General features: G+C 71.4%; 24 protein-coding genes. 5 read left to right on the top strand and 19 right to left on the bottom strand.

The features are described 5' to 3' along the window. Positions 1-10 precede the first annotated feature (10 nt). Complete coding sequence (locus HZ992_RS26165) at positions 11-1,063, top strand: glutathione S-transferase N-terminal domain-containing protein (protein WP_209382770.1); 1,053 nt, start codon at positions 11-13, stop codon at positions 1,061-1,063. A 44-nt stretch (positions 1,064-1,107) separates the two neighbouring features. After that, positions 1,108-1,572, top strand: coding sequence for an SRPBCC family protein (locus tag HZ992_RS15675; protein WP_209382771.1), 465 nt, complete (start codon positions 1,108-1,110; stop codon positions 1,570-1,572). Between the two features lie 15 nt (positions 1,573-1,587). Here HZ992_RS15675 and HZ992_RS15680 read toward each other — a convergent pair whose 3' ends face one another. The 12 genes from HZ992_RS15680 to HZ992_RS15735 form a co-directional block, all read right to left on the bottom strand. Then, positions 1,588-2,175 (bottom strand): ATP-dependent Clp protease proteolytic subunit, encoded by a 588-nt coding sequence (locus tag HZ992_RS15680; protein ID WP_209382772.1) that lies wholly within the window; start codon positions 2,173-2,175, stop codon positions 1,588-1,590. Between the two features lie 55 nt (positions 2,176-2,230). Next, positions 2,231-3,328 (bottom strand): FAD-dependent oxidoreductase, encoded by a 1,098-nt coding sequence (locus HZ992_RS15685; RefSeq protein WP_209382773.1) that lies wholly within the window; start codon positions 3,326-3,328, stop codon positions 2,231-2,233. Next, a complete protein-coding gene (locus HZ992_RS15690) occupies positions 3,325-4,056 on the bottom strand; it encodes a DUF3047 domain-containing protein (RefSeq protein WP_209382774.1) in 732 nt (243 codons plus the stop codon). Before HZ992_RS15690 ends, HZ992_RS15685 begins: the two co-directional genes overlap by 4 nt. A 74-nt stretch (positions 4,057-4,130) precedes the next feature. After that, complete coding sequence (locus tag HZ992_RS15695) at positions 4,131-6,281, bottom strand: dihydrolipoyl dehydrogenase family protein (protein ID WP_209382775.1); 2,151 nt, start codon at positions 6,279-6,281, stop codon at positions 4,131-4,133. Positions 6,282-6,307: 26 nt separating this feature from the next. Beyond that, a complete protein-coding gene (locus tag HZ992_RS15700) occupies positions 6,308-6,916 on the bottom strand; it encodes a CDP-alcohol phosphatidyltransferase family protein (RefSeq protein ID WP_209382776.1) in 609 nt (202 codons plus the stop codon). Beyond that, positions 6,909-7,556 carry an ATP-binding cassette domain-containing protein gene (locus HZ992_RS15705; protein WP_209382777.1) on the bottom strand — a complete coding sequence of 216 codons (648 nt, stop codon included), beginning with the start codon at positions 7,554-7,556 and terminating at the stop codon, positions 6,909-6,911. The genes HZ992_RS15700 and HZ992_RS15705 overlap by 8 nt, the downstream gene beginning before the upstream one ends. Next, entirely contained in the window at positions 7,556-9,202 is a 1,647-nt protein-coding gene (locus HZ992_RS15710) for an ABC transporter permease family protein (protein WP_245213059.1), read from the bottom strand. The genes HZ992_RS15705 and HZ992_RS15710 overlap by 1 nt, the downstream gene beginning before the upstream one ends. Continuing rightward, the gene (locus HZ992_RS15715) at positions 9,199-10,413 is read right to left on the bottom strand and encodes an ABC transporter substrate-binding protein (RefSeq protein ID WP_209382778.1); all 1,215 of its coding nucleotides are present in this window, start codon (positions 10,411-10,413) and stop codon (positions 9,199-9,201) included. The genes HZ992_RS15710 and HZ992_RS15715 overlap by 4 nt, the downstream gene beginning before the upstream one ends. Then, a complete protein-coding gene (locus tag HZ992_RS15720; RefSeq protein WP_209382779.1) occupies positions 10,410-10,949 on the bottom strand; it encodes a DoxX family protein in 540 nt (179 codons plus the stop codon). Before HZ992_RS15720 ends, HZ992_RS15715 begins: the two co-directional genes overlap by 4 nt. Further along, a complete protein-coding gene (locus HZ992_RS15725; protein ID WP_209382780.1) occupies positions 10,946-11,752 on the bottom strand; it encodes an HvfC/BufC N-terminal domain-containing protein in 807 nt (268 codons plus the stop codon). The genes HZ992_RS15720 and HZ992_RS15725 overlap by 4 nt, the downstream gene beginning before the upstream one ends. Next, positions 11,749-12,597, bottom strand: coding sequence for an MbnB/TglH/ChrH family RiPP precursor modification enzyme (locus tag HZ992_RS15730; protein ID WP_209382781.1), 849 nt, complete (start codon positions 12,595-12,597; stop codon positions 11,749-11,751). Before HZ992_RS15730 ends, HZ992_RS15725 begins: the two co-directional genes overlap by 4 nt. Before the next feature lie 20 nt (positions 12,598-12,617). Continuing rightward, positions 12,618-12,899 carry a BufA1 family periplasmic bufferin-type metallophore gene (locus HZ992_RS15735; protein WP_209382782.1) on the bottom strand — a complete coding sequence of 94 codons (282 nt, stop codon included), beginning with the start codon at positions 12,897-12,899 and terminating at the stop codon, positions 12,618-12,620. A 122-nt stretch (positions 12,900-13,021) separates the two neighbouring features. Here HZ992_RS15735 and HZ992_RS15740 point away from each other — a divergent pair, with 122 nt between their 5' ends. Then, complete coding sequence (locus HZ992_RS15740; RefSeq protein ID WP_209382783.1) at positions 13,022-14,005, top strand: nucleoside hydrolase; 984 nt, start codon at positions 13,022-13,024, stop codon at positions 14,003-14,005. Positions 14,006-14,164: 159 nt separating this feature from the next. Beyond that, on the top strand, positions 14,165-17,224 hold the full coding sequence (locus HZ992_RS15745; RefSeq protein WP_209382784.1) for a PAS domain S-box protein: 3,060 nt from the start codon (positions 14,165-14,167) through the stop codon (positions 17,222-17,224). On the opposite strand, the gene HZ992_RS15750 is transcribed toward HZ992_RS15745, so the two are convergent. After that, positions 17,211-17,876, bottom strand: coding sequence for an ankyrin repeat domain-containing protein (locus tag HZ992_RS15750; protein WP_209382785.1), 666 nt, complete (start codon positions 17,874-17,876; stop codon positions 17,211-17,213). The two genes, HZ992_RS15745 and HZ992_RS15750, sit on opposite strands and share 14 nt — an antisense overlap. Continuing rightward, the gene (locus HZ992_RS15755; protein ID WP_245213060.1) at positions 17,873-18,463 is read right to left on the bottom strand and encodes a restriction endonuclease; all 591 of its coding nucleotides are present in this window, start codon (positions 18,461-18,463) and stop codon (positions 17,873-17,875) included. The genes HZ992_RS15750 and HZ992_RS15755 overlap by 4 nt, the downstream gene beginning before the upstream one ends. A gap of 107 nt (positions 18,464-18,570) precedes the next feature. Here HZ992_RS15755 and HZ992_RS15760 point away from each other — a divergent pair, with 107 nt between their 5' ends. Continuing rightward, positions 18,571-19,071 carry a hypothetical protein gene (locus tag HZ992_RS15760; protein WP_209382786.1) on the top strand — a complete coding sequence of 167 codons (501 nt, stop codon included), beginning with the start codon at positions 18,571-18,573 and terminating at the stop codon, positions 19,069-19,071. On the opposite strand, the gene HZ992_RS15765 is transcribed toward HZ992_RS15760, so the two are convergent. Genes HZ992_RS15765 through HZ992_RS15785 form a run of 5 tightly spaced genes read right to left on the bottom strand, consistent with a single transcriptional unit; the run spans position 19,068 to position 25,796 of the window. Further along, the gene (locus HZ992_RS15765; protein WP_209382787.1) at positions 19,068-20,111 is read right to left on the bottom strand and encodes an aminoglycoside phosphotransferase family protein; all 1,044 of its coding nucleotides are present in this window, start codon (positions 20,109-20,111) and stop codon (positions 19,068-19,070) included. The genes HZ992_RS15760 and HZ992_RS15765 overlap by 4 nt on opposite strands. Continuing rightward, positions 20,102-20,725 (bottom strand): TIGR04282 family arsenosugar biosynthesis glycosyltransferase, encoded by a 624-nt coding sequence (locus HZ992_RS15770; RefSeq protein WP_245213061.1) that lies wholly within the window; start codon positions 20,723-20,725, stop codon positions 20,102-20,104. Before HZ992_RS15770 ends, HZ992_RS15765 begins: the two co-directional genes overlap by 10 nt. Next, on the bottom strand, positions 20,713-21,390 hold the full coding sequence (locus tag HZ992_RS15775) for a TIGR04283 family arsenosugar biosynthesis glycosyltransferase (protein WP_209382788.1): 678 nt from the start codon (positions 21,388-21,390) through the stop codon (positions 20,713-20,715). The genes HZ992_RS15770 and HZ992_RS15775 overlap by 13 nt, the downstream gene beginning before the upstream one ends. After that, the gene (locus HZ992_RS15780; RefSeq protein WP_209382789.1) at positions 21,387-22,169 is read right to left on the bottom strand and encodes a hypothetical protein; all 783 of its coding nucleotides are present in this window, start codon (positions 22,167-22,169) and stop codon (positions 21,387-21,389) included. Before HZ992_RS15780 ends, HZ992_RS15775 begins: the two co-directional genes overlap by 4 nt. A gap of 9 nt (positions 22,170-22,178) precedes the next feature. After that, a complete protein-coding gene (locus HZ992_RS15785) occupies positions 22,179-25,796 on the bottom strand; it encodes a hydantoinase B/oxoprolinase family protein (RefSeq protein ID WP_209382790.1) in 3,618 nt (1,205 codons plus the stop codon). Positions 25,797-25,826 lie beyond the last annotated feature (30 nt).

Consider the following 25,826-nt stretch of genomic DNA (forward strand, 5'->3'; position numbering starts at 1 on the left):
GAGTGACCGCATGAAGCTCTTCGGCATGCTCGACTCGCCCTACGTGCGGCGGGTGGCAATCTCGCTGCAACTGCTCGGCCTGCGTTTCGAGCACCAGTCTCTGTCGGTGTTCCGCGGCTTCGAGGACTTCCGCCGCATCAACCCGGTCGTGCGCGCTCCCACCCTGGTGTGCGACGACGGCGAGGTGCTGATGGACTCGACGCTGATCATCGAATACGCCGAGGCGCTGGCCCGACCGCGCACGCTGCTGCCCGAGTCGCTGCCGCAGCGGCAGCATGCGCTGGCCTTGACCGGCCTGGCGCTGGCCGCCTGCGAAAAGAGCGTGCAGATCGTCTACGAACACGGCGTGCGCCCGCCCGAGAAGCTGCACGAGCCCTGGGTGACTCGGGTCACCGGGCAGATGCTGGCGGCCTTCGACGCGCTCGAGCAGGAGCTGGCGCGCGAGCCGCTGGACGCCAGCACCGAGGGCATCACGCAGGCCGGCGTGAGCGCTGCCGTCACCTGGCAGTTCGTGCAGAGCCTGCTGCCCGGCAAGGTGCCAGCAACGCGCTGCCCGCATCTGGCGGCGTTCTCGGCGCGCGCCGAGGCGCTGCCGGCATTCGCCGCGGCGCCGCATGGCGAGGGCATCGTGCAGCCCGATCCGGCGGCGGCGAAAGCCGCGCCGGTGCCGTACATCCCGCCCGGCTTCGGCGCGGTGACGCCCTACTTCTTCGTCGATGACGCGCCGCGCTTCATCGCCTTCCTCATCGACGGCCTGGGCGGGCGGGAGCTGCTGCGCAGCCTGCGCCCCGACGGCAAGGTGGCCAACGTGCAGGTGGCGCTGCACGGCAGCACCGTGATGGTCAGCGAGGCGTCGCTCGCCTACCCGGCGATGAGCGGTGCGTACTACCTCTACGTGGCCGATGCGCAGGCCGCGATGCGCCAGGCCCTCGCACACGGCGCCACGCTGGAGATGGAGGTGGCCGACATGCCCTACGGCGACCGGCAGGGCGGCGTGCGTGACGCGCACGGCAACCTCTGGTGGATCTCCCAGCGTCTCGTGCACGCGCCCTACACGGCCTGACAAGGGGGCTGCATGTGCACGGGTCGCAGAGTAGGATGCGCTGCATGAGCGAAGCGCCCTACCCCGGCCACGAGCGCGCGGCCGACCGCGAGCTGGTGACCTCGCGAGTGATCGCCGCGCCTCGCGCTCGTGTCTACGAGGCCTTCTCCGACCCGGCGCAACTGGCTCGCTGGTGGGGCCCGGCGGGTTTCACCAACACCTTCGAGACCTTCGAGCTGCGTGCCGGCGGCGCCTGGCGTTTCGTCATGCACGGCCCCGACGGGGTCGACTACGCGAACGAGAGTGTTTTCGTCGAAGTGCTGCCGGGGCAGCGCGTGGTGTTCAACCACCTCTCCAGCCCGGCCTTCGAGATGAGCATCACCTTCTCGGACCACGGCCCGCGCACCGCGGTGGGATGGCGGCAGCGCTTCGCCAGCGCCGAAGAGTGCCGACGCATCGCCGTCATCGCGGTGCCGGCCAACGAGCAGAACCTCGACCGGCTCGCCGCATTGCTGCGCGAGCCGGCATGACCAGCCGGCGCCCCGTCAGCCCAGTTCCTTCTGCCGCGCGATGACGCGCGAGACGATGCCGTAGGCCACGGCCTCGTCGGCGCTCATCCAGTGGTCGCGTTCCATGTCGGACAACACCTTGTCCAGCGGCTTGCCCGTCTGCACGGCGATGACGCGCGCGATGCGCTCGCGGGTGCGCAGGATCTCCTTGGCCTGGATGGCGATGTCGGTGGCCTGGCCGCCGGCGCCGCCGGCCGGCTGGTGGATCATGAAGCGCGTGTTGGGCAGGCACACGCGACGCTCCTTGGGCGGCGCCAGGAAGATGTGCGCCCCCGCACTGGCCACCCAGCCCGTGCCCACCGTGGTGACCGGCGCACGCACGAAGTTGATCATGTCGTGGATGGCATCGCCCGACTCGACGTGGCCACCGGGCGACGAGATCAGCATGGTGATCGGCGCATCGGAGTCCTCCGACAGCGCGAGCAGCCGCCGGCAGGTGGCCAGGGCGAGCTTGTCGTCGATCTCGCCGAACACCAGCACGTAGCGCGACTTGAAGGAGAGCTGCTCCTCCAGGCGGTCGGGCTTGGCGGTGGGTTTGTCGTCGGCAGCGGCGAGGTGATTCATGGGCATCTCCAGGGGAAAGGGATTGGGTCGATTCTGGCCCAGTCGGCGACCGGGTTCAGCCGACGCCGCCGTGGGCCCGCATGAAGTCGCGGTCGATGCGGTCTTTCCAGCGCCACACCCAGGCGCCTTCGGCCGACCAGGCGCCCCAGCTCGCGATGGCGTACTTCTCGCCGCAGGCCAGCAGGTTGAGCGCTCGCCGCTGCGGGCGGTAGGGCAGCAGCTCGCCGCCGGCCAGGAAGCGGCGCAGGTTCAGCGCCAGCGGCGCACCGGCACGCACCGCGTAGACGCCGCTCTTCGGGTGCGGATCGTCGTTGCGCGTGGCCACGTCGCCGGCGGCGAACACCTCGGGGTGCGAGCTGTTCTGCAGGGTGGGCCCAGTCTCGACGAAGCCGCGCTCGTCCAGCGCCAGGCCGCTGTCGTGCAGCCAGGCCGGCGCCGCTGCGCCCAGGGCCACCACCGCCGCATCGCAGGCCACGCGCGTGCCGCGGCCGAGCAGCACGTGCTCGGCGCTGATCTCGGCGCAGCTGTCCTCGAGCACGGTGACGTTGCGCCGCTTGAGCGCCTTCAAGGCACGCCGCTGCACCGACGGCGGGTGCGTGGGCAGGGGCACGCCACCGCCGGTGACCAGGCTCACGTGCGAACGATCGCCCAGCGTGTGGTGGATGGCCAGCGCCAGCTCGACGCCGGCCGCGCCGCCGCCGACCACCACCACGCACAAGGCGCGTTCGCGGCCGAGCTCGGCCATGCGGCTCCACAGCTGCGTGAAGGCCTCGATCGGACGCACGAACAGGCCATGCTCGCGCGCACCGGGGATCGTTTCGCGGTCGACCGTGGCGCCGATGTCCAGGCTGAGCACGTCGTAAGGCAGGCTGCGGCCGTCGGCCAGCGTCACACTGCGCCGGGCGGCGTCGATGCCGGTGGCGGCACCCTGCAGCAGGCGCACGCCGGCACGCTCGGCCATCGGCGCCAGCGGCACGCTGCACTGCTCCAGCGAATAGTGGCCGGCCACATGGCCAGGCACCATGCCCGAGTAGGTGAGCCGCGGATAGGGTGTGACCAGTGTCAGCTCGGCCGCGGGCACGGCCTCGGTGGCGAAGGCGCGCATCACCTGCAGGTGCGCATGCCCGCCGCCCAGCAACAGCAGGCGCTTCAAGGCGCGAGGACCAGGTCGGCCACGTGGGCGACGCTGTGGCCATGGGTGTTGTCGGCATCGGCACCGACGGCGATGCCCACGATGGGCGGCACCTGCGTGCTCTCGTGACCGAACAGCTTCAGGAAGTCGGCCGCGACATCGCGGCGCTCGGGCTGCCAGCGTGCCCGGCTCGGCGCGCCGCTGCGCAGCACGACGTAACGCAGCCGGTGGGTGAAGGCGTTGTCCAGCTCGGTGCCAGCCGGCAGCGTGCGGTCCCACACGTAGCAGACGGTCGCGGCCGGCAAGGGCTCGTCGCTGGCCGCCCGCGCCATGCGCAGCAGTTGCCGCTCGACAAAGGGCAGATTCGACATCGGCATCTCGAAGAACACGCAGACCTTGACGGCAGAGTCGTCGCCACGCTTCGTCGTGAGATCGGACGCTGCGACGAACTCGTCCACCCGCCACGACCACGACAGCATGAGCCCGGCGCCGTCGGCGCGCAGCGGGTGCACCAGGTTGCCGTAGGCGCCGTCCGCCTCCACGCGCAAGGCGCGGCGGCCGTCGAGCTCGACCACCGAGAAGCGCGTGAACGGCTGCTTCTGGTGCGGCAGGCCGGCCAGATGCCAGGGAGCGTTGATCGTCCCGCCCGGCGTGCCGAAGGGCTGCAGCAGTTGCACGTCGGCCTGCGCTCCGCCGGCCGAAGCGAGCAGCATCGTGGCGGCAAGAAGGAGTTTCGTCGGCAGGGTCATGGCTCACGGCCCGGCACCGCGACGCGGGCCGGTCGACCTATGCTAAACGAGCCACGGCGCACGCCGTAACAGCATCAAGCCCGGCGCCAGGCGTGGTACTTCGCCACCCATTCGAGCAGCCTGGCCGGCTGGTGGTTGCGCTTCCACTCCCCCGCCGCGTACTTGTTCGCCTCGGCCATCGTCGGGTAGGTGTGGATGGTGCCGAGGATCTTGTTCAGCCCCAGCCCGTGGCGCATCGCCAGCACGTACTCGGCGAGCAGGTCGCCGGCATGCGCGCCGACGATGGTGACGCCGAGGATGCGGTCCTTGCCCGGTTCGGTGAGCACCTTCACGAAGCCGTGCGCGGCGCTGTCGGCGATGGCGCGGTCGAGGTCGTCGATGCCGTACTTCGTGACCTCGACGGCGATGCCCTTCTCCTTCGCTTCCTGCTCGTTGAGGCCGACGCGCGCCACCTCCGGGTCGATGAAGGTCGCCCAGGGGATCACCGAGTAGTCGGCCTTGAACTTCTTGAAGGTTCCGAACAGCGCGTTGACCGAGGCGTACCACGCCTGGTGCGCCGCCACGTGGGTGAACTGGTAGGGCCCGGCCACATCGCCGGCAGCGAGGATGTTCGGGTAGACCGTCTGCAGGTACTCGTTGGTCTCGATGGTGCGGCCGGTGGCGATGCCCAGTTCCTCCAGGCCATAGCCCTTCAGACGCGCGACGCGGCCGACGGCGCACAGCAGCTGGTCGAACTCGAGACGCTTCTCGGCACCACCCGCCTCGACGACGATGAACTTGCGCCCCTCCACGAGTTCGCAGCGCAGCGCCTTGTGGCCGGTGAGCACCGCCACGCCGTCGTGCTCGAGTGCCGCCTTGGCGAGCGCCGAGACCTCCTCGTCCTCGCGGATCATGATGCGCGGCGCCATCTCGATCTGCGTGACCTGCGAGCCCAGCCGCGCGAAGCTCTGCGCCAGCTCGCAGCCGATCGGCCCGCCGCCCAGCACCACCAGGCGCGGCGGCAGCTCGCGCAGGCCCCACAGCGTGTCGCTGGTGAGGTAGCCGACCTCGTCCAGCCCGGGAAGCGGTGGCACGAAGGGCATGGCGCCGGTGGCAATGACGATGCTGCGCGTGGTCAGCGCTTGCTTGCGGCCCTCGCCGAGATCGATCTCCACCGTCCACGGGTTGACGATCTTCGCGTAGCCCGTCACCACGTCCACGCCGAGGCCGGTGTAGCGTTCCACCGAATCGTGCGGCTCGATGTCGCGCACCACGTGCGCCACGCGGTCCATCACGTCGGCGAAGTTCAGCGTGGCCTGCGCGCTTTCGATGCCGTACTTCCTCGACTCGCGAATCTGCTGCATCAGCGTCGCGGTCTTGATCAGCGCCTTGCTCGGCACGCAGCCGTAGTTCAGGCAGTCGCCGCCCATCTTGTGGCTCTCGATCAGCGTGACCTTGGCCTTCACCACCGCGGCGATGTAGCTCGTCACCAGCCCGGCCGCGCCAGCGCCGATGACGACCAGGTTGCGGTCGAAGGACTTCGGTTTCACGCTCGCCCAGCGCGCGTAGACCTTGCGGCCCTGCACCAGATCGACGATCTTCTTGGCGATCAGCGGGAACAGGCCCAGCAGCACGAAGGAGCCGAGCAGCCCCGGCGACAGGATGCCCTTGAGCGAATCGATCTTCGCCAGCTGCGTGCCGGCGTTCACATACACGAGCGTGCCGGCGAGCATGCCGAGCTGGCTGACCCAGTAGAAGGTCCAGGCCTTCATCTTGGTCAGGCCCATCAGCAGGTTGATGACGAAGAAGGGCAGCAGCGGCACCAGGCGCAGCGTGAAGAGGTAGAAGCCGCCCTCCTTCGCGATGCCCTTGTCGACCTCGGCCAGGCGTGCGCCGAAGCGCGCCTGGACCCCGTCGCGCAGCACATAGCGCGAGACCAGGAAGGCCAGCGTGGCGCCGAGGCTGGAGGCGAACGACACCACCAGCGTGCCGACCGCCAGGCCGAAGATCGCGCCGCCGGCCAGCGTGAGGATGGCCGCGCCGGGAAACGACAGCGCTGTCACGCCGACGTAGACGGCGAAGAAGCTGCCGATCACCAGCGCCGGCCGCTGCGCGTACAGCGCCGCGAACTCTTCCTGGCGCGACTTCAGGTACTCGAGGCTGAAGAACCGCCCGAGGTCGAAGGCGAAGTAGGCCGCGATCAGCGCGAGCACCACGGCGATGACGACGAGCTTGCGGCGGTTCATGACAGATCCTTCGTTGTTCTTTGTGTTCAAGGCGGCAAGCCTCGCCAGCCGGCCCACAGGCGCGTGGCGATGGTCAGCGCGCACAGGCCGGCGAAGCCGAACGCGAACGCGGCGAAGTGCCCGGGCCACAGGCACATCAGCGCGAAGCAGGCGATGGTTTCCGTCGCCTCCGTCAGGCCGCCGAGATAGTAGAGGCCCTTGGTCGGGTAGGCCACGCTTTTCTGACCGCGCTGCGCCGCCAGCGCCGCGTAGGCGAGGAAGGTGGAGCCGGTGCCGACGAAGGCGGCCAGCAGCACGGCCGCGGCCAGCGCGTTGGCCGCCGGGTCGGCCAGCGCGAAGGCAAGCGGGATGCTGGCGTAGAACAGGAAATCCAGCGCGATGTCGAGAAAGGCACCGCGATCGGTGGGCTGCGTGAGGCGCGCCAGCGCGCCGTCCAGGCCGTCGAACACGCGGCTGGCGAGCAGCAGTGCGAGACCGGCGTCGTACTGCTGCCGCGCGATGCAGACGGCCCCGGCCACGCCGATGCCGAAGCCGATCCAGCTCGCCTGGTCGGCCGTCAGTCCGAGCCGCGCGAGCGCGCGTGCACCGGCATGCATGGCCGGGCGCAGCAGCGCGAGGGCGTAGCGGTCAAGCATCGCCCGCACTGCCCCCGTGATCGTCAAGCTGGATCACCTGCGCCCCTGGCGGCACGTCGTGCGCATCGTGCGTGACCAGCACCGCCGGGATGCGCTGCTCGCGCAGGCGCTCGAACACGAAACTGCGGAAGCGCTCGCGCAGCGCCATGTCCAGCCGCGAGAAGGGCTCGTCGAGCAGCAGCGCCTGCGGCTGCGCGAGCAGCGCGCGCAGCACCGACACGCGCGAGCGTTGCCCGCCCGACAGCGTGTGCGGCAGGCGCGGCCCGTAGCCCGCCAGGCCGGCGCTGTCCAGCGCCGCCTCGGCGCGGGCGCGGCGCTCGGCGGCGGCACCGGCCGGCAGCGCGAAGAGCAGGTTCTCCAGCACCGTGAGGTGCGGGAACAGCAGGTCGTCCTGGAAGAGGATGCCGACACGGCGCTGCACCGTGGGCAACGCATCGATGTCGCGGCCGTCTAGCCGCACGCGGCCACTCGCCAGGAGGCCGGGCGCGAGCGTGCCGCACAGGTAGGCCAGCAGCGAGGACTTGCCGGAGCCGCTCTCGCCCATCACCACCAGCAGTTCGCCGGGCCCGACGCGTGCCGACAGCGCGCGGATCAGCACGCGCTGCGGCGTGGCCAGGGTGATGCCATCGAGCTCGAGCATCAGGCCTCCGTGCCCAGCCGCCGCGATTGCCGTCGCGCAACCCACCACGCGGCGCCGAAAGCCAGCGCGGGCAGCAGCGCCTGCAGCAGCGCGAAGGCAGCCATCAGCGTGCGCTGGCCGCCCGAGGCGAGCGTCAGCGCCTCGGTGGTGACGGTGGCGTGGCGGCCGGCGCCGACGAACTGCGTGCTCAGGTACTGCGCCACGCTGACCGCGAAACCCACCGCCGCGGCGGCGGCGATCGGCGCCAGCAGCATCGGCCACTTGATGAGCAGCAGGAACGCCGTGCGCGATCGGCCCAGCGCCCGCGCCGTCTGCTCGTAGCGCGCGTCGAAGCCGCGGTAGGCCGGCGCCAGCGCCACCAGCGCATAAGGCGCGCTGAACAGGCTGTGCGCCAGCCACAGGCCGGCGAGGCTGCCGTCCAGGCGCAGCCGCAGGGCCACCTGGTAGAGCCCGGCGACCAGCAGCACGCCGGGGATCAGCATCGGCGCGAACACCAGCGGCGCGGCGCGGCGGTCCCAGGCGGGCGGCGTGGTCTCCATCCAGGCCACGGCGAGCACGACGCCGGTGAACGAGGCGGCGAGCGCGAGCAGCGCCGTGTCGCCGAGCACCGGCAGGCTCTCGACCACGGTGGACCAGGCCTCCAGCGAAGCTCGCTGCGGCCACAGCGCCGGAAAACTCCACACGCTGGCCACCGACACGAAGGCCAGCAACGCCAGCACCGCGGCATAGACGAGCGCGCCGGCGCCGAGCAAGGGCCGCACCAACGCGGCCGTGCGCGCCGGCGCAGGCCGGTCGCCGCGCACCTGGCGCGCGCGCAGAGGCGCACGCAGCGCCCGGGCCAGCAGCAGCGCGGCCAGCGCCCCCGCCGCCACCAGCAGCGCGATCAGCAGCGAGGCCGCCGCGCCCTGCGCGTTGACGGCCGCGTCGGCATCGAGCAACCACGACCAGGCCAGCTGCGCGAGCGTGGGCGGGCGCGTGGGCCCGAGCACCAGCGCCATGTCGACCACGCTCAGGCCGTAGGCCCACACCGCGAGCAACGGCAGCGCCAGGCGCGGCAGCAGCTGCGGCCAGAGCACGCGCCACCACACGCTGGCGGCCGGGTAACCCATCGCCTGCCCGGCCTGCAATTGCTGGCGCAGTTGCGTGGCCTGCGCCACCGGCCGCAGCTGCGCCGCCACGTTCCACAGCAGGAAGGGCACCTCCTTGCCCACCAGGCCGGCGATCAGCGCCAGGCCGAACGGGTCCTGCACCGTGGCCAGGGCAGGTGGCGAGTCCCAACCGGCCCACGGCGCGATCAGGCGCAGCAGCAGCCCGCTGGGCATCAGCAGCAACGCGAGGCCGACGGCGAAGGCAGCGTGCGGCACGGCCAGCAGCGCGCCGAGCCAGCGCTCCAGCCGCGCCCAGGCGGGGCTGCCGTGCAGGTGCGTGACGATCCACAGCGTGAGCGCCAGCGAGACGGCCGTGGCTGCCGCGCCGACCCACAGGCCCAGTGACAGTGCCGGCCACAGCGCCGGGTCGTCGAGCAGCCTGCGCCAGGCCTGCGCGTCGAGCGCCGCGCCGAGCGCCAGGGTCAGCGCGGCCAGCAGCGGCAGCGCGAACAGCCCGGCCGGCCACCACCAGGCACGGCCAACGGGGCGAAGCGTCACTGGCCGTGGCGGCGCGCCCATTCGCGCTCGATCACCTCGACCCAGCTCGCGTGCGGCTCGGGCAGCACCGGCACCGCCTGCATCACCGTGCCCGGCGCGGCGCCCTGCGCGAACAACGCCTTGTCGGCCGTCGGCAGCCTGTCCACGGCCAGCACCGTCGGGTCTCCCCAGTGGCGGATGTCGGCCTTGCGGGCCTGCGCCAGCGGCGACTGCAGGAAGTCGATCACCACCTGCGCCCCCTCCTTCGCCCGCGCATTGAACGGGATGGCCAGGAAGTGCGTGTTGCCGATGGTGCCGCCGGCATGCTGCCAGCTGATCACCGACTCCGGCAGGCGCTTCGCGGCGATCTCGTTGGCCGCCTCGTTGGGATTGAAGGTCAGAGAGATGAAGAGTTCGCCATCGGCGAGCATCTGGCGCATCACCGTGTTGCTGGCCGGGAACTGCTTGCCTTGCCGCCACAGCAGCGGGTGCAGCGCCTCGAGCGTGCGCCACAGCGGCGCCAGCAGCGATCCGGGATCGGCGGGTGCCGGTGCGTAGAACGGCTTGCGATCGGGTGCCGTCTCGATCAGCACCTGCTTGAGGAAGGTGGTGCCGTGGAAGTTGGGCGGCTTGGGGTAGCTGAAGCGCCCCGGATTGCGCTTGGCGAAGTCGAGCAGCTCGGCCAGGTTCTTCGGCGGTTGCGGCACCCGCTTGCCGTCGCCGTAGAAGGTGAACTGCGCCATGCCCCAGGCGGCCTCGAAACCTTCCACCGGCTCGGAGAAGTCGATGCGCGTGGTCGGCTTGCCCGCCACGTCGACGAGTGCGAAGTTCGGCAGCGCTTCGGCGAAAGGTCCGAACAGCAGGCCCTCGCGCTTCATGGTGAGGAAGTTCTCGCCGTTGATCCAGCCCATGTCGGCGCTGCCGTCCTGGTTGCGGCCGGCCTGCTTCTCGGCGCGCACGCGCTTGACGAGCTCCGCCGTGTCGCCGAGCTTGACGTGTTCCAGCTTGATGCCGTGGCGCGTGGCCACTTCGCCGCTCACCCACTGCAGGTAGGCGTTGACGCGCTCGCTGCCGGCCCAGGCGTTGAAGTACACCGTCTGGCCGCGCGCGGTACGCAAGGTGGAGACCCAGGCGGCCGGGTCGGCGGCCGCATGGGCCGATCTCCATGCGGGCAGCCAGGGCGCAAGGGCGCCGGCGGCGAGCAGTCGGCGGCGAATCGGCGAAGGGGTCATCGGCGAGCAGGGTGAGCGTCAGGGGTGTCGCGCCGCAGTGTATCGGCCTGGGCAGAAGCCCCGAGGACACGTCGGCGCAGTGCCGGCACCGCCCAGCGGTCCAGCGACCAGCGGCCCGGGCCCCAGAGCAGCAGCGCGGCCAGCAGGCTGCCCCAGAACACATGGCCCTGCAGCGCGGCCTCGGCGATCTCCGCCAGGCTGAGCACAGCGACGAGGTTCACCACGCCCAGCCCCGCCGCGGCAAAGCGGCCGGCCAGGCCGAAGGCGAGCAGCACCGGCAGCACCAGCTCGCCCGCGGTGCCGGCGACGGCGGCCACGGTGGGGTCGAGCAGCGGCACCTGGTATTCGTCCATGAACAGCGCGATGGTGGTGTCGAAGTCGCGCAGCTTGGTCAGCCCGGAGCGGAAGAACACCGACGCGACGTACCAACGGGCGACCAGCTGGGCCGCGGGTTGCAGGTGTTCGAGCGCGGCGATCGCGCGCTCGCCGAGAGACCAGAGGCGGGGCAGCGGCCCGGCGTGCATTGCAGGGATCATGTCGAGGGCTCGGTGGAATGAGATGTGACTGTGTCGATCCGGCGCGCCGCACCTTTCAGCCACGAGGCCTCGATCGCACGCTGCAGCCAGGCGCCGAAGTCGAAGCCCGCGCCGGCATCTTCCAGCGCCGCGGCCAGCGAGGCGCCGCGCAGAAGCGTCAGCATGAAGGCCACTTCGTGGGCCGACACCCGATGCACCGCGGCGCGCCAGTCCGCGCGTGACACGCACACCGCTTCGCCCTGCCCGGCCGCGAGCGCGGCGCGCACCGGCGCGAAGGCCTCGGGCGCGCCGTTGCGGTGCGCGGCATGGATGGTGGCGATCGGAAACGACGACGCCCGCAGTTCCAGGCCCGGCATGAACCGCAGCTCGATCGCGTCGGGATCGGCCTCGCCCAGCAGCGCGAGCGAGGCCAGCTCGGGCACCGCATCGGCGGCGCGCTCGCAGCGGTGCAGCGCGAGATCGAGCCACGCGCTGTCCGCCAGCCAGGGCCATTCGGCCAGGCCGGATTGCGTGGCGATCCAGCCCGGCAGTTCGCCGCCCCACTCGCCAAGGTCGCCGCGCTGCGGCGGGTGCTCGCGCCAGAACGCGCGTGCGAGCGCGGCGAAGTCGGCCTCGCCGAGCATCGCCTGCACCGTCGGGCAAGCCGTGGCCAGCGCGCGTTCGGCCTGTGCGGAGGCGTTGGCGCGGTAGGCGGCCAGGCCGCGCTCGGCGCGTGCTCCCCGTTCGCGCAATGCCGGTGGCTCGCCGCAGCGCGACAGGGCGGCCAGCAGTCGCTGCTGCCGGCGTGACTCGGCCTCGATCACGCCGACACCTCGTCGACCACGCGCTGCGCCTGCGCGGCCTCGCCCAGCAGCACCTCGAGGGCCGGCACATCGGTGTCCCACTCGATCAAGGTGGGCACGGCGCCGAGGCGCTCGATGGCATGGCGGTAGAGCTGCCACACCGCCGGCCGCACGCGGCTGCCGTGGTCGTCGATGACGATGTCTTCGGTCTCGCAGTAGCCGGCGAGGTGGATCTCGTCGACGCAGCCCGCGGGCAGCGCATCGACGAAGGCCCGGCACGATGCCAGCGGATCGGCAGCGCCGGCGTTCAGTGCATTGACCATCAGGTTGTTCAGGTCGAGCAGCAGCGTGCAGCCGCTGCGGCGCGCGAGCTCGCCGAGGAAAGCGGCCTCGGGGATCGTGTCGTCGTCGTAGGACAGGTACGCGGAGAGGTTCTCCACCGCGATCGGCCGGCGCAGCCGCTCCTGCACCTGGATCACGTTGCGCACCAGGATCGCGAGCGAGGCCTCGGTGAAGGCGATCGGCAGCAGGTCGCTGCCGTGCAGCACAGGCCCGCCCGCCTCGCGCGGCGCCCGCGCGAAGCAGGCGTGGTCGGAGACGCGCACCGGGTCGAAACGCCGCACCAGCCGCTCCAGGCGGTCGAGGTGCCAGGCATCGAGCCCGGCCGCCGAGCCCAGCGCCAGGCCCACGCCGTGCAGGCTGACGGGGTGGCGCTCGCGCAGCCGGTGCAGCACCGTGAGCGAGGCGCCACCGTCGGCGAAGAAGTTCTCCGAGTGGACCTCGATGAAGCCCAGCGGCGGCGAGCCCTCGCACAGGGCCGCGTAGTGCGGCTGCCGCGCGCCGATGCCGACGCAGTTCGGGTTCATGGCGGCGCGCGGCGCGAGGGTCACTTCTTCATGCCGGCCTTGACCTCGTCGGCGGTCATGCCCTTCATCTGCTTGCAGGTGCCCTTGGCGACGTACTTCCATTCGTCCGGGCTGTTGTCGGCCTTGGACTGGCCGGCGCAGGAATGCGTGCCCGAGGCGTTGGCGCAGTCGTTCTGGCCGGCCTTGGCGATGCCGAAGCACTTTTCCTTGGCCATCTTGTCGTCGGCGGCCGAGACCTGGGTGATCAGGCCCAGGGCGAGCACGGAAGCGAGGGCGGACGAGACGATCAGACGCTGGTTCATGGTGGGAACTCCTTGGAAAGAGGGTGTGGGTTTCGTCGAACCGCGGGACAACCCCGCACCGACCGGACTAGGTCGACACATCCCGGCCGGCCTTACAGCGCCGGATCGACAAGAATCCCGTCATGACCCAAGCCCTGCAGCGCGACGACGCGTGGTACCGCGAACGACTGGCGCCGCCAGCCGGCCGCGTGCGCGTGGTGATCGACACCGACGCCGCCAACGAGATCGACGACCCCTTCGCCATCGCCTGGGCGCTGCTCTCTCCCGATCGGCTGCAGGTCGAGGCGGTCTATGCCGCGCCGTATTCGTTCGCCCACCGGCGCTCGCAGTCGCGCGTGCAGCAGCACCGCCAGTTCGACCCGCCCGGCGTGGGCATGGAGCGCAGCCATGCAGCAATCCTGGCCGTGTACGACAAGCTCGGCCTGGATTCGCGCGGCCGCGTGCTGCACGGCTCGACGCGCTACCTCGCGGCGCTCGAAACGCCCGAACGCAGCGAAGCGACAGACCACCTGATCGCCACGGCGCTGGCCATGCCGGCGCACGAGCCGCTGTACGTGATCGCCATCGGCTGCGCCACCAACCTGGCCAACGCGCTGCTGCTCGAGCCAGCGATTGCCGAGCGCATCGTGGTGGTGTGGACCAGCGGCTATCCCTCGCACGCGCCGCACCCCAACCACTCGTTCAACCTCGAGCAGGACCTGCTCGCCTCGCAGTGGCTGCTCGACAGCGGTGTACCGCATGTCTACCTGCCGGGCTTCCACGTCGGCGCGCAACTGCGCCTGTCGCTGCCCGAGATGGAGCGCTGGGTGCGCGGCTGCGGCGCCATCGGCGAACACCTGTTCGAGCTCTACACGCACAACCCGCTGTGGGACCTGCTGGGCATCAACAGCTTCGAGGCGCATTCGTGGGTCATCTGGGACCTGATCAACATCGCCTGGCTGATCGAGCCCTCGTGGGTGCCCAGCGAGATCGTGCGCACGCCCTGGCTGAGCAACGACAAGCGCTGGCGCGCCGATGCCACGCGCCACCCGATGCGCGAGGCCCACGGCGTGCAGCGCGACGCGATCTTCGCGGCCTTCTTCGAGGCCCTGCGCAGGGCCGACTGAAGTGATGGCGATCGTCACCTGTGAGTGACGATGCTCAGATGAGCCCGCTCTTTCGCCCATGAGTCGAAACGACCTGGGCAAACACGTGCATTCCGGTCGCCGCCCGGAGCCGATTCGCGGGCACGATACGCACAGACTCCGCGCCATCGACCGAACCGCATGCCTGCAGTACCCGCTTCGGACCAGCCCGCCCCGCGCAGCGGTCGCTGGCTGCCGTTGCTGGTGTTGCTCATCGGCCTGGCGCTGACCGCCGCGTTCGCCGCCTGGTCGTGGCAGCGCGAACGCAGCGAGGAACTGGCGCGCTTCGATCGCCGTGTCGACCGCTTCGCGCAGATGCTGGGCAGCCGGGTGCAGTCGTACATCGACACGCTGCCGGGGCTGCGCGTGTTCGACGCCTCCAACGCCAACCTGTCGGATGCGGCCTTCTCGCAGTACGTCGAGGCGATCTCGCTGCAGCGGCGGTTCCCCGGCCTGGCGCTGACCTTCGTCGCCGAACGCCTGCGCGGCGACGAACTGGCCGGCTTCGTGCGCTCGGTGCGCGAGGACCGCAGCCGCCGGGCCGACGGCCACCCCGGCTTCGACGTGCGCCCGCCGGGCCAGCGCGCGCAGCACATGGTCATCCGCCATGTCCAGCCGGCCGACGACGGCGCCTTCGGCTACGACCTCTACGACCCCACGCAGAGCTACCGCGCCGATGTCGATGCCGCATTGCGCGACGGCGGCTATGTGGCCACCGGCCCGATCCTGCTGGCTCGCGACCGCTTCGGGCCGAAGTCTCCCGAGCGGACCAGCGTGGTGATCCGCGCCGCCACCTACCGCACGGTGCTGGTGCCGGACAGTGCGCAGGAGCGGGAGCGCCTGGCCGAAGGCGTGGTGGGCATCGCCTTCCGCACTGCCGAGCTGGTGCGCAGCGCCATCCCGCCCGGGCTGGAAGGCTACCTCCACTTGCACATCGACGACCAGCGCGCCATCGTTGCGGGCCAGCCCGCCGAGGTGTTCGACAGTACCTGGCTGGATCCGCAGGCCAGGGCCTCTTCCGCGGGCCCGCAACGGCGCCTGAGCCTGAACGTGGCCGACCGCCAGTGGGAGATCGTGGTCAGCCTGCGCGAGGGCGCGGTGCCGCACACGCCTGACGCGTCCAATGCCATGGCCCTGCTGCTGGGCGTGCTGCTGTCCGCCTCGCTGGCGGCGATGACACGAACGCTGGTGCAGGCCGCCGCGAACGAGGCGCGCAAGGTGCACGAAGCCACCGAGCAGTTGCAGGCCGAGAAGCGCAGCGTCGAGCAGAGCGAGCGGCGCTACCGCATGCTGTTCGAGAACAGCCTGGACGCGGTGCTGCGCACGCGGCCGGACGGCAGCGTGCTGGCCGCCAACCCGGCAGCCTGCGCGCTGTTCGGCCACAGCGAGGCAGAACTGATGAAGCTCGGCCGCGACGGGCTGATCGACCCGGCCGACTCACGCGTCGCTGAACTGCTGGACCAGCGCGAGCGCACCGGGCGCGCGCAAGGCCAGGTGCGCATGCTGCGCGCCGACGGCCGCCACTTCGAAGCCGAGGTGTCGGCCAACGCCTACGTCGACGTGGACGGCCAGTCGACCAACAGCCTGATCGTGCGCGACGTCACCGAACGAGAGCGCACCGCGGCGCGCCAGGCCCAGCTCACGGCCATCCTCGACGCCACGCCCGACTTCGTCGGCTCGGCAGACCCGCAAGGCCGCCTGAACTTCCTGAACCGCGCGGCGCGCCGCATGCTCGGGATCGCCGAGACCGATGCGTTGCCGGAACTCGACTTCGCGTATTGCCACCCCGCTTGGGCTGCACAGACCATCGTCGACGTCGGCGTGCCGGCCGCGCTGAGAAGCGGCGTGTGGGCCGGGCAGACGGCGATTGCCTGCGCCGACGGTCGCGAGCTGCCGGTCTCGCAGGTGATCATCTGCCTGCGCGATGCGCAGGGCCGCATCACCAGCCTGGCCACCGTGGCCCGCGACCTCAGCGACCTGCACGCCGCGCTGGCGCAGCAGCATGCGCTCGAGGCGCGCCTGCTCGAGGCGCAGAAGATGGAGTCGATCGGCACGCTCGCCGGCGGCGTGGCGCACGACTTCAACAACGTGCTCGCGGCGATCCTCGGCAACCTGAGCATCGCCCGCGACGACCTGGGCACCGCGCACCCGGTGCAGCAGCACCTGGCGATGGTGCAGCAGGCCGCCACGCGGGCGCGTTCGCTGGTCCAGCAGATCCTCGCGTTCAGCCGCCGGCTGCCTCAGGAGCGCATGGTGCAGCCGCTGGCACCGCTGGTGTCGGAGGCGCTGGCACTGCTGCGCGCCACCCTGCCCGCCTCGGTTCAGCTCGAGGCCCACCTGTCGGAGCAGCCACTGGCGGCCGAGGTGGATGCCGGCCAGGTGCAGCAGGTGGTGCTGAACCTGTGCAACAACGCCTGGCAGGCGCTGCCAGGGCAGATCGGGCGGATCGGTGTGCACCTGGATGCCGTCTCGATCGCCGCCGGCGACGAGGCAGCCGGCTCAACACCGCCAGGCCGGTACGCGAGGCTGAGCGTGGTCGACGACGGCAGCGGCATGGACGAGGCCACACGAGCGCGCATCTTCGAACCCTTCTTCACCACCAAGCCGGTGGGCCAGGGCACGGGCCTGGGGCTGGCCGTCGTGCATGGCATCGTGGCCGCCAGCGGCGGCAGCATCGCGGTGCACAGCAGGCGCGGGCTGGGCACGCGCATCGACGTGCACCTGCCGCTGCGCGACTCAGCCGGCAGCGCTCCCGTTGCGGCGACAGGCACCGACGCTGCACAGCGCGGCCGGGGTGAGCACGTGCTGCTCGCCGACGACGACGACGTGGTCGGGCTGACGCTGCAGGCGCTGCTCGAGCGTGCGGGCTACCGCGTCACGCGCGTGGACAGCGGCATCGCGGCGATCGACACGGTGAGTCGGGCACCGAGGGGCCACGACCTGGTGGTGACCGACTTCAACATGCCCGGCCTGTCGGGGCTGAGCGTGGCGGAGCAACTGGCCGAGATCGCTCCCGGCCTGCCGGTGATCATCACCTCGGGCTATGTGACCGAGGAGCTGCTGGAGCGCGCGCGCGAACTGGGCGTTCGGGCGGTGCTGCTCAAGGAGCACAGCCTGGAAAGGCTGACCCGCGCGGTGCATGAATCGCTGGCCGCCACCTCGGCCGACGGCGACCCGCCGGCGGGCATCAGCCGGGCGTGACCGGCCGGCGCGGGGCGCGCCGCAGGATCTCGGCGATGGCGCGCTGGCCACGCCGCTCGGCATGCACCAGCGGCGTCACGCCCTGTGCGTCGGCCAGGTTCACGTCGGCGCCATGCTGCACCAGCAGGCCGACGATCGCGGTGTGCGCCGTGCCGCCATCGCCCAGGATCACCGCCTCGAGCAGCGCCGTCCAGCCCAGCCGGTTGACGTGGTCGACGTCGATGCGCGTGCCCAGCAGTTCGCGCACCGTCTCCACGTGGCCGTGGTGCGCCGCCGGGATCAGCGCCGTGCCGCCGAAGCGGTTGGTGCTGGCCAGGTCGGCGCCGGCGGCCAGCGTCAGGCGCAGGATCTGCAGCCGGCCCTCGGCGCCGGCGTAGAGGAAGGGCGAGTCCTGCTGATCGTCCTTCGCATTGACGTCGGCACCGCGCTCGATGAGCAGCCGCGCAGCGTCGACATGGTTGGCCCGCGTGGCCAGCAGCAGCGCGGTGCGCTGCCGACCATCGCGCGAATCGACCGGCGTGCCGGCATCGAGCAGCCGTTGCAGCAGCGTGATGTCGCCCGCCTCGGCTGCGGCGAGCAGCGCCGCAGGCTGGGCTTGCGCGATGCCCGTCACCGACCAGGCCGCGGCCGAGAGCAGCAGCCGGCGCTTCATGGCCTCTTGGCAGTCAGCGGCAGGCCGCGCAGTGCCAGCGCCACTTCGCCCACCTGCCAGATGGCGATGCGGTGCGTGGCGGCGAAAGGCCGCGCGGTGTCGGTCAGCTCGCCCAGGCCGATGTACAGCGCATCGGCCCCACCCGCCGCCTCGCGCGCAGCCTGCAGCGGGCGCAACGCCTCCAGGCCGGTGCGCGCCGACTTCCAGCGCCGCGCACTGACCAGCATCCGGCGGCCCTGGCGTTCGAGTTCGAAATCGACCGCGGCGCTGCCGCCCGGCCTGATGCTGTAGCCGTCGCGCCGGAAGGCGGCCTCCAGCAGCGCGGCGAACTCCGGCCAGGCCATGGCAGCGACGGCCTGCTGCGTCTGCAGCACCCGCGCGGCGCTGGGCAGGCGCCACTGGCGCGCCGCCGCGATGACCGCGATGACGAGGAACGGGAAACCCGAGGTCGCCCCCACCACCTTGTAGTCCGTCGGCAGCAACGACATCGCCAGCAGTGCCAGCACCGCGGCGATCGCCAGGCTCACCCACCACGGCGAACGCAGGAGCGTGGCGAACAGGGACTTCTCGGCCATCTTGAACTTCAAGAACCCTCCTTCACCCGGCCCATGGCGGGCCGGCGCCGCAGTCTACGCGTCGCCCACCCCGGCGCCCGCGGGGCGACGACAATGGGGTCGCTGCGAAAGGGACTCCGATGAAACCTTCGACGACGATCGCGCTGCTCTGCGCAGCGCTGGTGCAGATGGCGGCGCCGGCCGCGGCCGGCCCGGATGGGCGCGACCTGCATGCCTACTGGGACGGGCGCTGCAAGGATTGCCACGGCGACTCTGCCGCGTTCGCGCGCAGCACGCTGCGCCTGGATCAGGGCCGGCTGGCCGGCAGGCACCACGGCGCCGACCTGCCCGTCTTTCTGCGCAACCACTATCTCGCCGACGAGCTGGTGGCACCGGTGACGGCGATGCTGGCGGCGCAGGTGGCCACCTCGCCGCAGTTCAAGGAACACTGCGCGGGCTGCCACGGCACAGCCGCCGACTTCGCGCGCAAGTCGCTGGTCTTGCGCGGCAGCGTGCTGACCGGCAAGGCCAGCGGCAAGCCGGTCGCCGACTACCTGGCCACGCACGGCGGCATGCCGCCGGCGGAGATCCCGGCGATGGTGCAGACCCTGCAGCGCGTGCTTCAGGAGGTCGGCGGCTAGGCTGCCCCGGCCAGCGCCTCCAGCTCGTCGACCACGCGAAGCACGCCCTGCGCCGACAGGTAGTGGTCGACGCGCTCGCGCACGTGCTCGACCAGCACCGCCTCGCTGCGCTCGCCCGACCAATCCTCGCCGTCGCCGCCAGCGCGGGCCGTTCCCGCCGACAGCACGCGCCACTTGGCGCACCAGGTGATGGACCACAGCCACATCGCGCTGCGCAGCGGTGCCAGCCAGCCGCGCCAGGCCTCGCCGCCGGCGCATCGCGCCAGCCAGCGTTGCTGGGCTGCCGCCACCTCGCCGTGCGACAGGGCGGCAGCGCTGGCGATGTCCCAGGTGGTCGAGGTGTAGAGCGTGGCATGGGCCAGGTCCAGCGGCGGCAGGCTGTAGCGCGCCTTCTCCAGGTCGACCAGCACGGCGCGGCCGTCGGCACGCACGATGAAGTTGCCCGGGTGCGCGTCGAAGGCGATCAGCCGCTTCGGCGGCCTCGGTGCGCACGCACACAGCGTGGCCAAGGCGGCGCGCCGCTCGTCGATGGCACGTCGTGCGCGGACATCGAGCAAGGCCGCATCGAGAAAGACGGCCTGCGCTTCGATCTCGTCGCGCAACAGCGCGAGAGGATCCGGTGGATCGAGCAGCGGCGCGCGCCACGCGACCTCGGGCAGCGGCAGGGAGTGCATGGCCGCGAGCGCGTCGACGAGGGCCGGCAGGTCCAGCGGCAGCCGGGCCGTCCGGCCGACGATCTCCTCGACCAGCAGCGCGCCGCGCGGCAGGGCCGCGGAAGGCGGCAGCACACCATGCAGATGCGGGGCGTGGCCGCTGACGGCCGCGCTCGTGAAACACGCGGCCTGGTAGTCGAGGTTGGCTTGTGCGGGCAGGTCCATCTGGCTCTGCTTGGGCACGCGAGCCAGCACGCCGCTGCCGGCCAGGCGCAGGTGCGCATGGGCCAGGCCACTGTCGGGCAAGGGCTCGATCGCGGCATCGGCCCAGGGCGAGCGGGCCTCGCGAAGGGCACTGCGCAATGCGTCGACCAGCGTCACTCCCATGCCGGGCCGCCCAGGTGAACGAGGTCGGCCGGTTCGTCGATGTCGTGCAGCGGTGCCAACTCGGCGTGGCGCAAGCCGGCCGCACGCAGCCGCTCGCGCGTGATCGACAGCACCTCCGGTGTGCTCCAGGGCATGGCCTCGAAGAGCGAGGGTTCCGCACGGCGCAGGCCGATCAGCGTATAGCCGCCGTCGAAGGCCGGGCAGAGCACGGCATCGTGATCGGCCAGCCGGTCGCGAGCCGCACGCAGGACCACGGCGTCCAGCGCCGGCGCATCGGTGCCGATCAGCACGGCGCGATCGTGTGTGGTCAGGGCGCGTTGCAGGGCACGGGCCATGCGCGCGCCGAGATCGCCCTCGCCTTGTTCGCTCAGCGTCACCCGCGTGTCGCTGGCGAGTTCGGTGAAGACGGCATGTCGCGCATCGGGAGCGCAACACAGTTCGACCGGTCCGATGCCCGCCGCCAGTGCCTGCGCGACCGCGTGGCGCAGCAATCGTTGCGCGAGCTGCGCCGCGCCATCGGCACCGAGCGCCGGAATCAGGCGCGTCTTCGCATAGCCGGCCACCGGCGCCTTGGCCATCACGATCACGCGGCAGTCGGTGTTCAGCGGTACCACGGGGCCAGTCTATCGGCGCTCACGCCGAGCGCGTAGAGCAGGCGCAGGCGCCACATCAGCATGATGGTGCGCCACACGCCGCGCTGCTCCCAGCGCCGGCCGGAGGTGATCACGCGTTCGTGCAGGCACACCGGCGCGTGCAGGCGCTTGAGCCGCGCGCTGAGCTCGATGTCTTCCATCAGCGGCTGGTCGGGGAAGCCGCCGGCCGCCTCGAAGGCCGCGCGCGTCATGAACATCGCCTGGTCGCCGGTGGCGATGCCGGTCAGGCGCGAGCGCCCATTCATCATCGCGGCGACGACGCGCAGCATGCGCGAGCGGCCTTCGATCGCCACGTCGAAGCGGCCCCAGGCGAGCGGGGCGACGCCGAGCGCCTGCGCGATCAGCCGGTCGGCGCCCTCGGGCAGGCGCGTGTCGGCGTGCAGGAACAGCAGCGTCGGCGCGCGCGCCACGGCGGCGCCGGCGTTCATCTGCCGGGCGCGCCCGCGCGGGCCGTCGATCACGACGTCGGCGAGTCCCTGGGCGCGGGCCATGGTGGCGTCGCGGCTGCCGCCGTCGACGACGATCAGCTCGGCGCCGCGTGCGCGCAGCGGGGCCAGCGCTTCCAGCGTGGCGACGATGCCTGCGGCTTCGTCGAGCACCGGCACGACGATGCTCAGGCTCGTCATGCCACGCTCGCGAGGCGGCGATGCTGCCAGGCATAGAGGCCGGCCGCCGTCACCAGCGCGGCGAGCCAGGCGGCGGCGTACGCCGTACCGGCGCCCCATGAAGACAGCCCCAGATAGAGCGTGACGAAGAAGGCACCGAAACCCGACAGCCCGCGCACGAAGCCGCGCAGCAGCGCCACCGTGGCCGCGCTGCCGTAACGCGGCAGCGTGAAGCAGGGCAACACGTTGCCGGTGATGGGCACGGCCAGCAGCAGGCCGCTGACCGCCGCCGGCACCACGCCGGCGCCGCGGATGATCAGCCAGGCGACAAAGATCGCCGCGGCCACGCGGCAGGCGAGCTCCAGGTGCGGGATGTCCACGGCGCCGCGCGCGATCGGCAGTTGCGGCATCAGCGCGCCGCCGACCGCCAGCACGGCCAGCGCGAGCACACAGGACAGTTCGGGCGGAAACGGCAGCAGCGGGAGCAGCGAGCCCAGGCCGAAGAAGGCCAGGTTGGCCAGCAGCAGCGACACCGGCCAGGGCCAGCGCGTCGAGCTCCAGGCAAAGGCGATCAGGTGCGCCACCGTGGCCGGCAGGCACACCAGCGTCGCCAGCGCGATGGCGCGCACCTCGGCGACGCTGGCCTGCAGCAGCACGAAACCCATGATCGGCCCGGCGATCATCGGCATGCCGGCGAGCGTGCCGCCGATGCCATGGCCGAAGCGCCGCGCCACCAGCGACGACAGCAGCGCCGATGCGGCCACCAGCGTCAGTTTCAGCAGCAGCGTCAGCGACAGCATGCGAGCCGGTCAGCCCGGCGGGCCGTAGCCGCCGCCTCCGGGCGTCTCGATCACGAAGATGTCGCCCAGGGCCATCTCCACCGAGCCGATGTGGTCGAGCTTCTCGACGCGGCCATCGGCGCGTTCGACGCGGTTGGCGCCGGGCTGACCCGGCTGCCCGCCGGCCATGCCGAAGGCGCCGTGGTGGCGGCCGTTGGAGAGGATCGACGCCGTCATCGCCTCGAGGAAGCGCACGCGCCGCGTGCCGCCGTTGCCGCCCTTCCACTGCCCTGCCCCGCCCGAGCCGGCGCGGATCGCGTAGCTCTCCAGCCGCACCGGGAAGCGGAACTCCAGCACCTCGGGGTCGGTCAGGCGCGAGTTGGTCATGTGCGTCTGCACGACGCTGGTGCCATCGAAGCCGGGGCCGGCGCCGCTGCCGCCCGAGATCGTCTCGTAGTACTGGTGGCGCGCATTGCCGAAGGTGAAGTTGTTCATCGTGCACTGGCCCGCGGCCATCGCGCCGAGCGCGCCGTACAGCGCGTTGGTGATGCAGGTCGAGGTCTCGACGTTGCCCGCCACCACGCTGGCCGGCGGGCGCGGGTTGAGCATCGAGCCTTCGGGGATGATCACCTTCAGGGGCTTCAGGCAGCCCGCATTCAGCGGGATGTCGTCGCCCACCAGGGTGCGGAAGACATAGAGCACCGCCGCCATGCACACCGCGGTGGGCGCGTTGAAGTTGTTCGTCAGTTGCGCGCTGGTGCCGCTGAAGTCGATCTCGGCGCTGCGTTCGGCCGCATTCACGCGGATCGCCACGCTGATGCGCGCGCCATTGTCGAGCGGCAGCGTGAACGAGCCATCCTTCAGCTTCGTGATGACACGCCGCACCGACTCCTCGGCGTTGTCCTGCACGTGGCGCATGTAGGCCTGCACCACGTCCAGGCCGAACTGCGCGACCATCTTGCGCAGTTCCTGCACGCCCTTCTCGTTGGCCGCGATCTGCGCCTTCAGGTCCGCCATGTTCTGCGGCGGATTGCGCGAGGGGTACGCGCCGCTGGAGAGCAGTTCGAGCATCTCGGCCTCGCGCAGGCGCCCGGCCTCGACCAGCTTGACGTTGTCGATCTGCACGCCCTCTTCCTCGATGCGCGTGGAGAACGGCGGCATCGAACCCGGCGTGGTGCCGCCGATGTCGGCATGGTGGCCGCGGCTGCCGACGTAGAAGAGGATCTCGCGCCCGGCTTCGTCGAACACCGGCGTGACCACCGTCACGTCGGGCAGGTGCGTGCCGCCGTGGTAGGGGTCGTTGAGCGCGTAGACGTCGCCCGGCTGCATGCGCCCGGCATTGCCGGCGATCACCGTCTTGATCGACTCGCTCATCGAGCCCAGGTGCACCGGCATGTGCGGCGCGTTGGCGATGAGCTGGCCCTGCGCGTCGAACAGCGCGCAGGAGAAGTCCAGCCGCTCCTTGATGTTCACCGAGTAGGCGGTGTTCTGCAGTTGCAGGCCCATCTGCTCGGCGATGTTCATGAACAGGTTGTTGAACACCTCCAGCATCACCGGGTCGACCGTGGTGCCGATGGCGCGGCGCTGCTCGCGCGGCTGCACACGTTCGAGCACGAGGTGGTCGAGCGCGGTGACTCTTGCGCGCCAGCCGGGCTCCACCACGGTGGTGGCGTTCTTCTCCGCGATGATCGCCGGCCCGTCGATGAACAGACCGGGTTGGGCGACCTCGCGCACGACCAGTGCGGCGTCCCACCAGCGGCCGCCGCTGAACAGCTTGACCGTCTCTTCGGCCGGCATCACTGCCGGCGCGAGCGTGGCCTGCGGGCTTTCAGCCGGTGCGTCGCCGGCCCCCACCGCCTCCACCGACACCGCCTCCACCACCAGCGCGCGCTCCTTCATCAGGAAAGCGAAACGCTGCCGGTACGCAGCCTCGAAGGCCGACTGGATTTCCGCCGGCGCGCCGAAGGGCACGACCAGCGCCGAGTCGGTGCCCTCGTAGCGCACATGCACGCGGCGGTGGGTGCGGATCGCGCCGCCGCTCACGCCCTGCCGGCGCAATTCGCCTTCGGCCTCCGCCGCGAGCGTGTCGAGCCGCTGCGTCACCGCGGGCAGCGCATCGGCCAGGCGCAGCTCCACCGCGGCCTCGCGCATCACGCTCTGGTCCGCCAGGCCCATGCCGTAGGCCGACAGCACGCCGGCCAGCGGGTGCGCGAAGACGCGGTCCATGCCCAGCGCATCGGCCACCCGGCAGGCGTGCTGGCCGCCGGCACCGCCGAAACACTGCAGCGTGTAGCGCGTGACGTCGTAGCCGCGCGCCACGGAAATCTTCTTGATCGCGTTGGCCATCGCGCCCACGGCGATATCGATGAAACCTTCGGCGACCTGCTCGGGGCTGCGCTTCGTGCCGGTGGCCTGCTCGATCTGCGCGGCCAGCGCGCTGAACTTCGCCACCACGACGTCGCGGTCCAGCGCTTCATTCGCTGCCGGCCCGAACACCTTCGGGAAGAACCCCGGCTGGATCTTGCCGACCATCACGTTCGCATCGGTCACCGCCAATGGCCCGCCGCGCCGGTAGCAGGCCGGGCCGGGGTTGGCACCCGCGCTCTCGGGTCCGGCTCGGAAGCGTGCGCCGTCGAAGCTGAGGATGGAACCGCCGCCCGCCGCCACCGTGTGGATGCTCATCATCGGCGCGCGCATGCGCACTCCCGCCACCTGCGTCTCGAAGGCACGCTCGAACTCGCCGGCGAAATGGCTGACGTCGGTGGAGGTGCCGCCCATGTCGAAGCCGATCACCTTGTCGAACTGGGCCAACTGGGCCGTGCGCACCATGCCGACGATGCCACCGGCCGGGCCGGAGAGGATCGCGTCCTTGCCCTGGAAGGCATGCGCGTCGGTCAGGCCGCCGCTGGACTGCATGAAGAACAGCTTCACCCCCGGCATCTCGCCGGCCACCTGCTCGACATAGCGGCGCAGGATGGGCGAGAGGTAGGCATCGACCACCGTGGTGTCGCCGCGGCCGACCAGCTTCATCAGCGGGCTCACCTCGTGCGACACGCTGACCTGCGTGAAACCCAGCGTGCGCGCCAATGCGGCGGCGGCCTTCTCGTGCGCCGGGTAGCGGTAGCCGTGCATGAAGACGATGGCCACGCTGCGCAGGCCGGCGTCGAAGGCGGCCCACAGGCGCTCGCGCAGGTGCATCTCGTCGAAGGGCTCGATGACGCCGCCGTCGGCGCCCACGCGCTCCTGCGCCTCGATGACGCGGCTGTACAGCAGTTCGGGCAGCACGATGTGGCGCTCGAACAGGCGCGGCCGCTCCTGGTAGCCGATGCGCAGCGCGTCGCGGAAGCCCTTGGTGATGACCAGCAGCGTCGGCTCGCCCTTGCGCTCGAGCAGCGCGTTGGTGGCCACCGTGGTGCCCATCTTCACGCACTCGACCTGCGCCGGCGTGATGGGCTCGCCGGGTTTCAGCCCGAGCAGGTGGCGGATGCCCGCCACCGCGGCGTCGCGGTACTGCTCCGGGTTCTCCGAGAGCAGCTTGTGCGTGACCAGCGATCCGTCCGGCCGGCGGCCGACCACGTCGGTGAAGGTGCCGCCACGGTCGATCCAGAACTGCCAGCGGTCACCGGCGGGGGTGGGGTGTGCATTCATGTCGTTGGGAAGAATGGTACGGGAACGTCC

The organism is Rhizobacter sp. AJA081-3, from assembly GCF_017795745.1.
Lineage (GTDB): Bacteria > Pseudomonadota > Gammaproteobacteria > Burkholderiales > Burkholderiaceae_C > Piscinibacter.